Genomic DNA, 12,517 nt, shown 5'->3' with positions numbered 1-12,517 from the left:
TCTGGTGGATCGAATTGCCGCGAGTGGCGCAGGTCACTGTCGCTGAGTTTGCTGTGAGCGCCGAGCACTCGAATTCAGCCGGGGCCGAGTGGGATCGCGCTAGGTTGGACGGGTGACTGTTCTCGGTGCGGTGTCGATGCCCCAGGTTTCCCCGGAACGTTTGCTCGCGGTGGCGGCCGCAGCCGAGGACAGCGGTCTCGAAGAACTGTGGTTGTGGGAAGACTGCTTCTGGGCCGGCGGGATCGCAACTGCCGCAACGGTGTTGGCGAGGACGGAGCGAGTACGCGTCGGGATCGGGGTGATGCCCGTGCCGTTGCGGAATGTCGCGCTCACCGCCATGGAGGTGGCGGCGCTGCTGCGGCTGCATCCGGGCCGGGTTATTCCGGGTTTCGGGCACGGTGTGCAGGACTGGATGGGACAGATCGGTGCACGGGTCGAATCGCCGATGACGCTGCTGCGGGAACAGTTGAGTGCGCTGCGCGGCCTGCTGAACGGTGAGAAGATCAGTGCCGCAGGCCGATACGTACGCCTCGACAATGTCGCCCTGGACTGGCCGCCCACCACACCCCCACCGATCACGGCCGCCGCGACAGGTCCACAGACACTGCGCCTGTCCGGCGAACTCGCCGACGCCACCATCCTCACCTCGCGAACCACCCTCGACGGCGTCCGCGCCGCTCGCGCACGCATCGAGGAAGGCCGCGTGAAAGCCGCACGCACCGAACCACATCGGGTCATCGTCAACCTGCTCACAGCCACCGGCCCGGACGCGGCCGAACGCCTGACAGCCGCCCAGCAACGCAACACCAGCGAGCATCCGCCCGAAGCCGGTGTCGCCGGCGACGCCCGAACCATCGCCGCCGCCGTCCGCCGCTACACCGAGGCGGGCGCCGACACCGTCGTCCTCGAACCCACCGACGACGATCCGGATCTGATCGAATTCGTCCGCTTCGCCGGCACCGAGGTCCGCCCGCTGGTGAGCTGAGCGAGATACGAGTAGATCGGCTTGCTGCCGCCCGAAGCCCCGGCCGGTGCACCCCGCGATCAACACCGGGAAGCAAGTCCAGTACTGCACCATCCAGCTCCCATAAGGTCGGCCGCGCGAGCCGGACACGGCCATCGGCGGCATGCCTGGACTTGAGGACCCAGCCCAACTCGCAGGGACGGCCGTCCGCTTGTCTCGGCCGATCACCGCAGCGGCTGCAGCGGATAGGGTGCGATCAGCGATTGACCGGGTCGGCGGCGGTGTTCGACTCGACGACGAAGGTGCGGTCCCGGTGTGGGATGTCGAGTCCGTTGCCGAGTGCCCGAGCTGGGTGAATTCTCCGCGCCGCGTATCTCGCCGTTCGAACACCGGTTCGGCATCGAGCAGTCCGTGCACCTCTGCATTAGATGCAACATTGCACAGTCGGCTATCGCAGCCGACCCGTCAGGCCCGACTCAGAACGCGGGCCACGGAATCGGCCGCGAGGTCCTCGGCATCGGCATCACCGGATTGTCCAGCAACTCCTGCGCGCGGTCGGCGAGCGCATCGATCTCGGCATCGGTGATATGCGATGCCAGAGCATCGGCGAGCGCACCGGGGAGTGTCTTCGCGAAGGCGGCGATATCGGCCATCAGCGCGTCACAGATGGGTTTACCCGCCCATCCCCACAGCACCGTGCGCAACTTGTGCTCACTGTGCAGGCAGATGCCGTGGTCGACGCCGTAGACCTGCCCGTCGACACCTTCCAACGCGTGCCCGCCCTTGCGGTCGGCATTGTTGAGCAGCACATCGAGCACCGCCATCCGCTGCAACCGCGGATCGTCGGCATGGATCAGCGACACCTCGTTACCCGCCGCATCCTCGGCGCGCAGTACCTCGCAGAACCCCGCCGGCACCGCGCCCAACGGCACCAGATCGACCAGATCGAGCCGGTTGCCCTGATCGGTGTGGTTGTCCACCGACTCCACCCAGCGCTGCACCATGCCCGGCCCGTACGGGCCATCGCGCAGGATGGTCTCCGGAATCACACCCCAGCCGAGCGCATCCGACACCCGATACGAAGCCACCTCACGCCCGGCCAGGGTGCCGTCCGGGAAATCCCACAGCGGCCGTTCCCCGCGCACCGGCTTGTAGACCACGCGAACGCCGTCCGTATCGCAGACGAGGGTGACATTGCTCGCGGTCGTCACCCGCCCGATCACCGTCAATTCCGCGGTGTGCCATCGAGGCTCGGCCACGGACTACTCCTCTAGCTCGGCCGCGCCGAAAATATCCCCGCGCTTGTATCCGTTGGTTCGCACACACATATGCCCGCGCGACGAAAGCGGTTCCCCGCACAGCGGACACGGCGGCCGGCCCGCCGCGATCACCCGGGTGGAGCGCAACGCGAACTCCCGCGCCTGGATCGGGGTCAGGAACACCCGCACCGCGTCGGGGCCCTCTTCGGTGTCATCGAGCACCACCGACTCGTCGACCTCGGTTTCGGTGATCGCCAGCAGTTCCACCACCACCGCGCCCGCATCGGCGTCCCAGCCCAGGCCCATGGTGCCGACCCGGAACTCGGCGTCGATCGGGGTCACCAGCGGGTCGCTGTCGGAGATGTCCTCGGCCTGCGGCGGCACCTCGGCGCCGAAGCGGCGCGCGACCTCGTCGAGCAGCAGACCCATCCGGTCGGCGAGCACCTTCACCTGCTGCTTCTCCAGCAACACGCTGACCACCCGTGGTTCCTGCACGGCCTGCAGGTAGAACGCGCGATCGCCCGGCTCACCGACGGTCCCGGCGACAAAACGATCGGGGGTGCGAAATACGTGGATTGCGCGAGACATCTGCACCTCCTGATACGTGACCCTGATCGACTACCCGCGGCGCTGGACTCCGCAACACGCCACCTACTCGTTTACAAGGAATCTCGAAGCTCCGCATTCCCATTATCCGCACTCGGGGTACCACCTAGCTCACCACCGGGAACCGGACCGGCTTCGGGCTCCGCGGGCGACCCGGAAGCCGAGGCGGGCCGTTGCGGTTTGATTGCCAAACCGGACAGATCCGCCCCCGTGTCGTTGAGCCGAACCACATACGGCGCGGTCGGGGTGTAGCGCACGATGCTGAGCGAGGCGGGTTCGACCACGATGCGCTGGAAACCGTCGAGATGCACGCCGAGCGCGTCCGCGAGCACGGATTTGATCACGTCACCGTGCGTGCACGCCACCCACAGCACGTCGTGACCGGCCTTCTCGGCGAACCGTCGATCATGCTCGCGCACCGCGGCCACCGCACGGACCTGCACCTGCGCCAGACCTTCGCCGCCGGGGAAGACCGCGCCCGAGGCGTGCCGCTGCACCACCTTCCACAGCGGTTCGGTCAGCAGATCCGCGATCGCCTTACCGGTCCAGTCGCCGTAGTCGACCTCGATCAACCGATCGTCGTACTCCGGTTCCAGACCGAGCTTTTCCGCGAGCGGTGCGACCGTTCGCTGACAGCGCAGCAGCGGCGAATGCACGATGTGCTCGATAGGCAGCGCGGCCAGCCGTTCGGCGACGGCGCGGGCCTGGGTATCGCCGTGCTCGGTCAGATCGACGCCCGCACTACGCCCGGCCAGGGTGCGGGCGGTGTTCGAGGTCGAAACACCGTGCCGCAGCAGGATCACCGTCATTGCACCAGCCTAACGATCATGTCGCCGATACCACTCCGCCCGCGAGCAGGCCCATGACCGTCAGCCCGAGCACGATGCGGTAGCCGACGAACCAGTCCAGGGAATGTTTGCCGACGAACTTCAACAGCCACGCCACCGAGGCATACCCGACCACGAACGCCAGAATCGTCGCGACCAGCAGCTGTGGTCCGCTGGCATTGAGGCCTTCACCCGCCGGTTCGAACGCGTCGGGCAGGCTGAACAGTCCCGACGCCGTCACAGCGGGAATGGCGAGCAGGAACGAGAACCGCACGGCTGCTTCGCGCTCCAGCCCGAGGAACAGACCCGCCGTCGCGGTCGCACCGGAACGCGACACACCCGGGACCAGGGCCAGACATTGCGCGAAGCCCATGATCAAACCGTCGCGGGTGGTCAGCTGCTCGATCGGGCGGAGCTTGCGCCCGTAGTACTCACCGGCCGCGATGACCAGCGCGAACGCGACCAGCATGAACGACACCAACCACAGATTGCGGGCGCCGGTGCGGATCTGATCCTTGAAAAGAAACCCGAGCACACCGATCGGGATCGTCGCGATGATCACATACCAGCCGATGCGGTAGTCGAGTTCACGCTGCGCCTGCTCGTCCAGGACGCGCTTGTGATCAGCGGTGATGACCGGGAGCCGCATGGTGGGCTGGTCGTGCAGCGGCAGCTCCGGCCGGTCACGCTTGGTCAGCCGATCGCGCAGGCCGGCGAACCACGCCACGATGATCCGCCAGATGTCCTTGGCGAAGAACACCAGCACCGCGGCCTCGGTGCCCAACTGGGTGACGGCGGTGAACGAGGCGCCCGCGTCATCGCCGAAGAACACCGCCGACACGATGCGCAGATGCGCGGAGGAAGAAATCGGCAGAAACTCCGTGAGACCCTGCACCAGACCAAGTACCAAGGCCTGCACCCAGGTCATCGACTCGCCGACCACGAACCAGCCTCCACTTCCGCCCGAAAAATGTGTTCCTACTGGGCAATTGGTCCGGCGATCGATCGCATCACTGTGACCACCGCCGCAATCACGCAGCGACAGTACAGTGTCGAGATGGCGGCGGCATGCCCGGCTCGACGGCGCGACCCACGGTGCTGGTGGGCGTCGAGTTGCGTATCCACACTCTAGGCTTGGCGCCGTGACGATTGCGCGGGCACGGTGATGGAACAGCGGACGGTCGGCCGCAGCGGCCTACGGGTGTCCCGGATAGGACTTGCGACCCACACCTGGGGTGCGCATACCGACACCGACGATGCGGCGGTGCAGTTGGTGGCGTTCGCCGAGGCCGGCGGCACACTGGTCGATACCTCCCCCGCCTACGCCGGCGGTGCGGCACAACGGATTCTGGCCGAACTGCTCGGCGATCTGGTCTCCCGCGACGATCTGGTGCTCAGCGGCTGCGCGGGTGTCGCGCCGCGGACCACGCCCCCACCCGCAGGGCCGACCGTGCCCGAGCCGGAGCCGGTGCGTCCGGCCGTGGACACCTCGCGTCGCGCGCTGTTACGCCAGCTCGATCGGACGCTGCTCGAACTGGGTACCGACTATCTCGATATCTGGCATGTCGCCGCGTGGGATCCGGCGACCCCGCTCGATGAGGTCGCCGCCACTCTCGAATACGCGGTGCGCTCCGGGCGCGTCCGCTACGCGGGTGCGCGCGGGTTCAATGCCTGGCAGGTCGCCAGCCTCGCAGCGGTCGCGCCCGTCACCGTCGCGCAGACCCCGTACTCATTGCTGGTCCGTGACACCGAAACCGATTTCATTCCGGCTGCTCGACATCACGGTGTGGGGCTGATCGCCACCGCGCCGCTGGCCGGAGGCATTCTCACCGGCAAATACCGCGACGGGGTGCCCGCCGATTCGCGCGGTGCCGATGAGGCGACCGCCGCCGAGATCCGGCACCGGCTCGACGACCACGCGACCCGGGTGGTCGAGGCGCTGGTGACCGCCGCCGACGGGCTGGCCACCTCACCGTTGGCCGTTGCCCTCGCCTGGATCCGCGACCGGCCCGGCATCGCGAGCATGATCGTCGGCGCGCGCGATATCGGGCAGCTCACCGGGGTGCTGGCCGCCGAGACATTGGAACTGCCGCGTGCCATCGCGGCCGCGCTCGACGATGTCAGCGCACGCGCGGCAGGGTGAGTCGATGAGGGAGGCTAGCCTTACCTGCATGAGGTTTCTCGACCGTGTCCGATCCGGCGGGGTGCGTTCCCTCCTGGCCGTGCTGGCATTGACCCTGCTGGTCGGTTCGGCCTGCGGAACCGACAGCGATGCCACCCGCAGCGGCGGCCGCGGGCCGGTCACCGCGAAACTGGAGAACCTCGATCCGGTGCCGATCGGGCCCGAACCCACGCCCACGCTGCCCGCGACCGTCCGATCCTTCGACGGGGCCGAAGTCACGGTCACCGATGCCAGCCGCATCATCGCCGCCGACCGATTCGGCACACTCGCGCAGACGGTCTGGGCGTTGGGCATGGGCGCCAAACTGGTCGGGCGCAGTACCGCGGCGGGGTTTCCCGCGGTCGCGAATCTGCCGATCGTGACCGGTGGCAGCGGTTCGCTGAACGTGGAATCCGTTCTGGCACTGCGTCCTTCGGTCTTTCTCACCGACAGCACCAGCGCCGCCCCGCAGGTGCGCGAGCAGCTGCGCGCGGCCGGGGTGACGGTCGTCTACTTCGATCCGCAGCGCACCATGGACGGGGTGGTGCCGCAGATCGAGGCGGTGGCCGCCGCACTCGGTGTACCCGATCGTGGCCAGGCCCTGGCCCAGCGCACCCGCGGCGAAATCGCCGCCGCCAGTGCCGCAGTGCCCAAACAGGACAAACCCCTCACCATCGCGTTCCTCTACCTGCGCAGCACCGCCATCACCATGCTCGCCGGACCCGGCTCCGGCGCCGATGCCCTCATCGCGGCACTCGGCGCGCGCGATGCGGGCACCGAGTCCGGGTTGACCGAGCCGTTCGTCGCGATCACCAGTGAGGCCATGATCGCGGCCGCGCCTGATGTGCTGCTGGTGATGTCGGACGGGCTGAAGTCGGTCGGCGGTGTCGACGGGTTGGAAAAGGTGCCCGGCATCGCGCAGACACCCGCCGGGCGCAACAAGCGCGTGGTCGATATGGCCGACTCGGTGGTGTTGAGTTTCGGCCCGAACACCGGCCGGGTGATCGCTGCCCTCAGTGCGGCCGTGTACGGCACCGAGCCCGCATGAGCGGCGCGTCACGGTGCGGTGCTCGGGACGTCGGTCAAGTGCAGACGGCACTTCGCGGATGTGCAGCCGGACATCGAAGCGGTGCCGTGACGCGCGAGCGGACCACGAGTGCACTGTGCGAACAGCGGAGCCGAGCGTCGGGGACTGCGAGCGTCAGCGAAATGACCATGGGAACAACCGCCCCGGCGATGCAGCGTGATCCGCATCCGATTGCGCCGAAGTCGCGGGTGCGCTCGGTCACCGCGATCGTGTTCGCAGTAGCGGTGGCCGCGCTGCCGGCGGCGATCGGGCAGGTGTGGGTGTGAACGAAAGGGCCACTGGGACAACCGCGACCGACTCGGCGATGCCGCACAGTCCGCATCCGGTCGCGCCGAAGTCGCGGGGATGGTCGCGGACCGCGATCGTGTTCGCGGTGGCGGTGGCGGCGCTGGTGGTGTTGGCGCTGGCGTCGGCGGCGATCGGGCAGGTGCCGACGACGCCTGCCGAGGTCGCGGGCAGTGTGCTGCATCGGATCGGGTTGGACTGGGGGCCGATGCCCGCGCATCCGGCGGGTGAGGTGACGCTGTGGGAAGTGCGGTTCCCCCGCGTGGTGCTCGCGATCCTGGTCGGGGCCGCACTGGCGACAGCGGGTGCATTGCTGCAGGGGGTGTTCGCGAATCCGCTCGCCGAACCCGGTGTGATCGGAGTATCGGCAGGGGCGGCGGTCGGTGCGGGCACGGTGATCGTGGTGGGTGGTGCGTTCGTGGCGGCGTGGTCGGTGGCGGCGGCCGCATTCGCTGCGGGGCTGTTGACCACATTGCTGGTGTATCTGCTGTCGCGATCGAATGGGCGCACCGAGGTGGTCACGCTGGTGCTCACCGGTGTCGCGATCAATGCCTTCGCGGGTGGGCTGATCGCGTTCCTGCTGTTCATCGCGACCCCCGCCGCCCGCGATCAGATCGTGTTCTGGCAGTTGGGCAGTCTCAACGGAGCCACCTGGGATGCGGTGCACGTCGTCGCTCCATTGGCCGCTCTCGGCATTCTCGCCGCGGTCCTCATCGCACCCCGCCTGGACCTGCTCGCCCTCGGTGAATCCGCCGCGCGACATCTGGGCGTCGATGTGGAGCGCTTGCGGCGCAACGTGATCGTCGTGGTCGCCGTCCTCGCCACGGCGGGCGTCGCCTTCACCGGCATCGTGCTGTTCGTCGGGCTGATCGTGCCGCATGTGGTCCGTATGCTCGTCGGCCCCGCCCACCGCATCCTCATCCCGTTGAGCGCCATCGTCGGCGCGGTCGTGCTCCTCGCCGCCGACGTAGCCGCCCGCTCCCTGGTCCACAACGCCGACCTGCCCCTCGGCATGCTCACCTCCCTCATCGGCGGCCCCTTCTTCTTCTGGCTCCTGCGCCGCACCCGTGCTCGCGCGGGAGGTTGGGCATGATTCACGAAATCTCCTGGGGTACAACCGATCCACAAGCCGTCCGCGTGTGTCGTCGCGCTCACTTGCCCCGAAGCATTCGCACTTTTTCCCAGGATCATCACCACTTGTGGGCACCGACAACAGCTGCGGATCCAGATGAGGGGTGCGGGTCGTTCGGCGGCGTGGGAGTCAACCAGTGCCGCCGCGTCGGCGTGACAGCTAGCGGGCTATCGGGATGCAGCTTGATGGCGGGTCGACCAGGCAGGTCGAGCGCAGATTCCTGGTGGCGTCGCGCGCCGACGCTGGGGTGCGGGCCGGGAGTCGACGGGCGGGCCGCGCCGATCAGCCAACCGGCAGTGCACAGCGGAATGCCGAACCCGTCGGCGCTGCGAGGCAGCATCATCAGCGAAGGGGCGTGCAGCATCGTCGGTGTCGGCCTGGCGTACATGCCGGAGCCCGTGAGTGGGGCGCAGGTGTGAGCGGCATGCTGGAGGGATTGAGTTCGGTGTTCGCACGGACGCATGAGTTGCCGGTGCCGCCGCAGCGGGGGGCGGTTACGCTTCGGGCCAGCGGAGTGAGCATCGACAGGCGTGGGGCTTCGGGGGCCCAGACGCGCCGAGTCCTCGAAGCCGTCGACTTCGACGTTGTCGCGGGCGAGATCGTGGCGTTGGTGGGGCCGAACGGGGCGGGAAAGTCGACACTGCTGGCGGTGCTTGCGGGTGAGTTGGAACCGAGCGAGGGCACGATCGAACTCGATGGGCGGGCGCTGGGCCACTGGTCGCATTTGGATATGGCGCGGCGCCGGGCGGTACTGCCGCAGAGTCACACTGTCGGATTCCCGTTCACCGCTCGTGAGGTCGTCGCCATGGGTCGTGCGCCGTGGGTGCGGACCGAGCGGCGCGACCTCGATGACGAACGGATCGCCGCCGCCATGACCGCCGCCGACGTGGAACACCTTGCCGCCCGGGCATTTCCGACGCTCTCCGGTGGTGAACGCGCCCGCGTCGCCCTGGCCCGCGTCCTGGCTCAGGACACCGGAACACTGCTACTGGACGAACCCACCGCCGCCCTCGACCTCGGCCACCAAGAAGCGGTGCTGGGCCTGGCCACCGCCCGAGCCGCCGCGGGCGCCGCAGTTGTCGTCGTCCTGCACGACCTCGGTATCGCCGCCGCCTACGCCGACCGAGTCGCGGTCCTGGAATCCGGCCGCATAGCCGCGGACGGCCCACCCCGCAAAGTCCTCACCACCGAACTCCTCACCCGCGTCTACCAACACCCCGTCGAGGTCCTCAACCACCCGATAACCGGCGCCCAACTGGTCTTGCCCGTCCGCCGCTGAGGCCGTCCGCTACGTCGGAGCACCCCGTTCGTGCGAAAAGACCGGATGCGACTGCGGACAGTCTCAGGCCTGATGCACAGCAACCGCAGTGCGCCGTTGATCGCCCACAGCGCGAAGAAGACGGCGGTGAAGGCAAACCCGATCAGCCCGGCCGCGCCGCCGAACCAGGCGATCTCCACCAGAGCCCGCGACGGACCGGTGAGTGGGTATCGCGCATTCTTGCCGCCGCCCGCGGCGAACAGCGCCCACACCACGATGAATACCGCGGCGGCGCGGCCCGCTGAACAGCCACTCAACGCCAGATCAGCTTCAGCACCGCGGGTGTCAACAGCATGCGGACCACGGACGCGTCCAGGACCAGCGCCGCGATCATGCCGTAGGCGATGTACTTCATCAACACCAGATCGGAGAAGCCGAACGCACCGGTTACCACGATGAGAATCGCTGCGGCAGAAGTGATTACGCCGCCGGTATGGGCGATGCCGTAACGGATGGCTTCCGGCGGCGACGCACCGTCCGCGCGTGCCTCGGCCATCCGCGACAGCAGGAACACCTCGTAGTCGGTGGACAGCCCGAACACCACCGTCACGATCAACGCCAGCACAGCGAACATCAGCGGGCCCGGCGTGAAGTCGAAGATCCCGGCCCCGTGCCCCTCGACGAACACCCAGGTGAGCACGCCCAGTGTGGAGGCCAGACTCAATGCACTCATCAAAACGGCCTTGAGTGCCAACACAATCGAACGAAATGCCAGATACAGCATCACCAACGCCGCAGCCGCCAGCAGACCCACCAGCAACGGTAGTCGCACGAGCAACCCATTGATGCTGTCGCGCTCGAGCGCGGGCACCCCGGTCACCATGATGTCCACCCCGGAAGGTTCCGGAATCGCCCGCACCGCATCGATCACCGCGTCCGCATTGCGCTTGTCGGCGAGACCGGCGTTGAGCACATTGATCCCGTCCTTGGTCGGCGCACCGGGTTCGAAACGGCCCGTCAGACCGGGAAGCCGGCTGGCTTCGTAGCGGATATCGCCGAGCTGCTGCGGATTCGCGCCCACCACCACCAGTTTGATCGGCTCGGTGCGAAAACTCGGGAACAACTCGTCGAACCGTTCCTGCGCGACCCGCGCCGGATTGTCCTCGGACAGATACCGTTCACTGATCCCGCCGAACTCGATATTGCGAATCGGAACGATCAGTGCGAGCAGCCCGAGCACGATCGGCACCACCACCGCCCACGGCCGCCGCATCGCCCGCGTCGCCAACCGCGAGAAGAATCCGGCGTCGATCTGCGCCTCGGTTTTGGTGCGCGAGAACCGATGCCAACCCCACAGGTCGATCCGCCGCCCGACAATGCTCAGCACCGCGGGCAGCGCCGTCACCGACAGCAGCGCGGCAAGCAGCACCGAACTGATGCCGCCATAGGGCACCGACCGCAACACCCCGTTCGGGAAGATGAACAATGCCGCCAAGCTGATCGCGATGATCGCGGCCGAGAACAGTACGGTGCGCCCGGCCGTGGCGACGGTGCGCGCCGTCGCATCCTCCACACTGTGCCCGGCGGCCAACTCCTCCCGGAACCGGGTCACGGTGAACAGCCCGTAGTCGATCGCCAACCCCAGACTCACCAAGGTGACCACCGCACTGGCGAAGACATTCACGTCGATGTGATCGGTGAGCATCCGGATAGTGCCCTGGGTGCCGAGCACCGTCATCCCGCCGATCAGCACCGGCAGCAACGCGCCGACCACCCCGCCGAAAACGAAATACAGCAGGATCGCCACGATCGGCAGCGCGATGATCTCGGCCCGGCGAATATCGTCCTGCATGCCCTGATTGATGCCCTCGACGATCGGCTGCAGCCCGGCCAGCTGCACCGTGGTGCCGCCGGGTCCGCCACCCGCGCGCCCGGCGCCCAGCTCACCCTTGATCGCGGTGTAGTTCTCGACCGTCGCGGTGCCTTCCCCGCGCAATCCGACGCTGGCGAAGGCGTGGGAGTGTGCGGCGTCGGTGGCCTGCGCGGCGAAGGGGCTGTCCCAGTAGCTGTCGACCTTCAGGACCTGGTCGGGGTGCCGGGCCAGCAGTTGCTTCAGCGAATTCGTCACTGCCGCACGTACTGTCGGGTCGTCGACGGTCTTACCCTCGGGCGCGGTGTACAGCAGGATGATGTCGCTGTCGGTATCGCGACCGAAGGTGGCATCGGCGATCTTGGCGGCGGCCACCGATTCACTGCTCTCGTCGAACCAGCCCTCCTGGGTCAGCCGGCCCGCCAGATCCCGGCCGTACCAGCCCGAGAGCAGCACCACGAAAATGGCGATGCCCAGCACCAGATAGCGGTGGCGGTGGATGAGACGTCCCCACCGCAGTGAGCCGGATTCGATCATCTAGCCGCAGGCCGCGGTGCGGTAGTCGGCCGAGCGCAGGATGCCGCACAGGTCGGTGCGCGAGATCTTCCACTTGCCGTCGAGCAGCACGAAGTGCACGACGGTCGTGCGGACCGCGGTGCCGGTGCCGTCCTTGTCCAGCCGCATGGTCGCGGTAAGTGTGCCGTCGCGGTTGTCGAAGACCGGGTCGGTGACGCCGTAGATGGCGCGTGGATTGTCCTGCAGTGCCCGGTACATATCCGGGATGGCGTCGCGGAAGGCCTCACCGTCCTCGATGAGGTCGGTGCGCTCGGAGTCGGGCAGCGCCGGATCCAGGGCGCGTTTGATCTGCGCGTCCAATTCGGTGGCCGTCGGCAGCGGCCGGTGCGCGGCGCTCGAGGAGGTCGCGATCGAGGACGACAGCGAGGCATTGGCCGAGGAACGCGCGGCATCCACCGAGGCCTCGTCCGGTCCGGTGCTGCACGCCGCAGCCACCGCGACGAGGGTGGCCGCGGTCAGCGCGGAACGGACGAATCGTGTGGTTGGCATCAC

12 protein-coding genes are annotated in these 12,517 nt (G+C 67.9%); 6 read left to right on the top strand and 6 right to left on the bottom strand.

Annotated elements, in window-relative coordinates; genetic code table 11:
- Positions 1 to 112: 112 nt before the first annotated feature.
- Complete coding sequence (locus ON44_RS16990) at positions 113 to 985, top strand: LLM class flavin-dependent oxidoreductase (protein ID WP_040691109.1); 873 nt, start codon at positions 113 to 115, stop codon at positions 983 to 985.
- A gap of 455 nt (positions 986 to 1,440) precedes the next feature.
- Here ON44_RS16990 and ON44_RS16985 read toward each other — a convergent pair whose 3' ends face one another.
- The 4 genes from ON44_RS16985 to ON44_RS16970 all read right to left on the bottom strand — a co-directional run bounded on the left by ON44_RS16985 (position 1,441) and on the right by ON44_RS16970 (position 4,584).
- A complete protein-coding gene (locus ON44_RS16985; RefSeq protein ID WP_040691107.1) occupies positions 1,441 to 2,223 on the bottom strand; it encodes an SCO1664 family protein in 783 nt (260 codons plus the stop codon).
- Between the two features lie 3 nt (positions 2,224 to 2,226).
- The gene (locus ON44_RS16980) at positions 2,227 to 2,811 is read right to left on the bottom strand and encodes a DUF3090 domain-containing protein (RefSeq protein ID WP_040691105.1); all 585 of its coding nucleotides are present in this window, start codon (positions 2,809 to 2,811) and stop codon (positions 2,227 to 2,229) included.
- A gap of 71 nt (positions 2,812 to 2,882) precedes the next feature.
- Positions 2,883 to 3,638 (bottom strand): histidine phosphatase family protein, encoded by a 756-nt coding sequence (locus tag ON44_RS16975; protein ID WP_040691103.1) that lies wholly within the window; start codon positions 3,636 to 3,638, stop codon positions 2,883 to 2,885.
- A gap of 16 nt (positions 3,639 to 3,654) precedes the next feature.
- A complete protein-coding gene (locus ON44_RS16970) occupies positions 3,655 to 4,584 on the bottom strand; it encodes an undecaprenyl-diphosphate phosphatase (RefSeq protein WP_040691226.1) in 930 nt (309 codons plus the stop codon).
- 237 nt (positions 4,585 to 4,821) lie between these two features.
- Here ON44_RS16970 and ON44_RS16965 point away from each other — a divergent pair, with 237 nt between their 5' ends.
- From ON44_RS16965 to ON44_RS16950, 5 genes are all read left to right on the top strand, one after another.
- Positions 4,822 to 5,799, top strand: a complete 978-nt coding sequence (locus ON44_RS16965; protein WP_040691101.1) for an aldo/keto reductase — start codon at positions 4,822 to 4,824, stop codon at positions 5,797 to 5,799.
- 28 nt (positions 5,800 to 5,827) lie between these two features.
- Entirely contained in the window at positions 5,828 to 6,865 is a 1,038-nt protein-coding gene (locus ON44_RS16960; protein ID WP_051182116.1) for a heme/hemin ABC transporter substrate-binding protein, read from the top strand.
- A gap of 161 nt (positions 6,866 to 7,026) precedes the next feature.
- Positions 7,027 to 7,170 carry a hypothetical protein gene (locus ON44_RS50265; protein WP_157187192.1) on the top strand — a complete coding sequence of 48 codons (144 nt, stop codon included), beginning with the start codon at positions 7,027 to 7,029 and terminating at the stop codon, positions 7,168 to 7,170.
- A gap of 38 nt (positions 7,171 to 7,208) precedes the next feature.
- Positions 7,209 to 8,282 carry a FecCD family ABC transporter permease gene (locus ON44_RS16955; protein ID WP_040691099.1) on the top strand — a complete coding sequence of 358 codons (1,074 nt, stop codon included), beginning with the start codon at positions 7,209 to 7,211 and terminating at the stop codon, positions 8,280 to 8,282.
- A 463-nt stretch (positions 8,283 to 8,745) separates the two neighbouring features.
- Positions 8,746 to 9,600, top strand: coding sequence for a heme ABC transporter ATP-binding protein (locus tag ON44_RS16950; RefSeq protein WP_051182126.1), 855 nt, complete (start codon positions 8,746 to 8,748; stop codon positions 9,598 to 9,600).
- A gap of 292 nt (positions 9,601 to 9,892) precedes the next feature.
- On the opposite strand, the gene ON44_RS16945 is transcribed toward ON44_RS16950, so the two are convergent.
- On the bottom strand, positions 9,893 to 11,986 hold the full coding sequence (locus ON44_RS16945; protein ID WP_040691097.1) for an MMPL family transporter: 2,094 nt from the start codon (positions 11,984 to 11,986) through the stop codon (positions 9,893 to 9,895).
- Complete coding sequence (locus tag ON44_RS16940; protein WP_245567196.1) at positions 11,987 to 12,514, bottom strand: WKL family lipoprotein; 528 nt, start codon at positions 12,512 to 12,514, stop codon at positions 11,987 to 11,989.
- Positions 12,515 to 12,517: the final 3 nt, after the last annotated feature.

It is taken from the genome of Nocardia vinacea NBRC 16497 (assembly GCF_000308835.1).
In the GTDB taxonomy this organism is placed as follows: Bacteria; Actinomycetota; Actinomycetes; order Mycobacteriales; family Mycobacteriaceae; genus Nocardia; species Nocardia vinacea.
This window is presented reverse-complemented; position numbering and strand designations above follow the sequence as displayed.

Bases quoted from the DNA above. Each gene is read 5' to 3' on its own strand.
- ON44_RS16940 (WP_245567196.1), bottom strand. From the start codon at position 12,514: ATGCCAACCACACGATTCGTCCGTTCCGCGCTGACCGCGGCCACCCTC.
- ON44_RS16960 (WP_051182116.1), top strand. From the start codon at position 5,828: ATGAGGTTTCTCGACCGTGTCCGATCCGGCGGGGTGCGTTCCCTCCTG.
- ON44_RS16965 (WP_040691101.1), top strand. From the start codon at position 4,822: ATGGAACAGCGGACGGTCGGCCGCAGCGGCCTACGGGTGTCCCGGATA.
- ON44_RS50265 (WP_157187192.1), top strand. From the start codon at position 7,027: ATGACCATGGGAACAACCGCCCCGGCGATGCAGCGTGATCCGCATCCG.
- ON44_RS16945 (WP_040691097.1), bottom strand. From the start codon at position 11,986: ATGATCGAATCCGGCTCACTGCGGTGGGGACGTCTCATCCACCGCCAC.
- ON44_RS16975 (WP_040691103.1), bottom strand. From the start codon at position 3,638: ATGACGGTGATCCTGCTGCGGCACGGTGTTTCGACCTCGAACACCGCC.
- ON44_RS16970 (WP_040691226.1), bottom strand. From the start codon at position 4,584: ATGACCTGGGTGCAGGCCTTGGTACTTGGTCTGGTGCAGGGTCTCACG.
- ON44_RS16980 (WP_040691105.1), bottom strand. From the start codon at position 2,811: ATGTCTCGCGCAATCCACGTATTTCGCACCCCCGATCGTTTTGTCGCC.
- ON44_RS16955 (WP_040691099.1), top strand. From the start codon at position 7,209: ATGCCGCACAGTCCGCATCCGGTCGCGCCGAAGTCGCGGGGATGGTCG.
- ON44_RS16950 (WP_051182126.1), top strand. From the start codon at position 8,746: ATGCTGGAGGGATTGAGTTCGGTGTTCGCACGGACGCATGAGTTGCCG.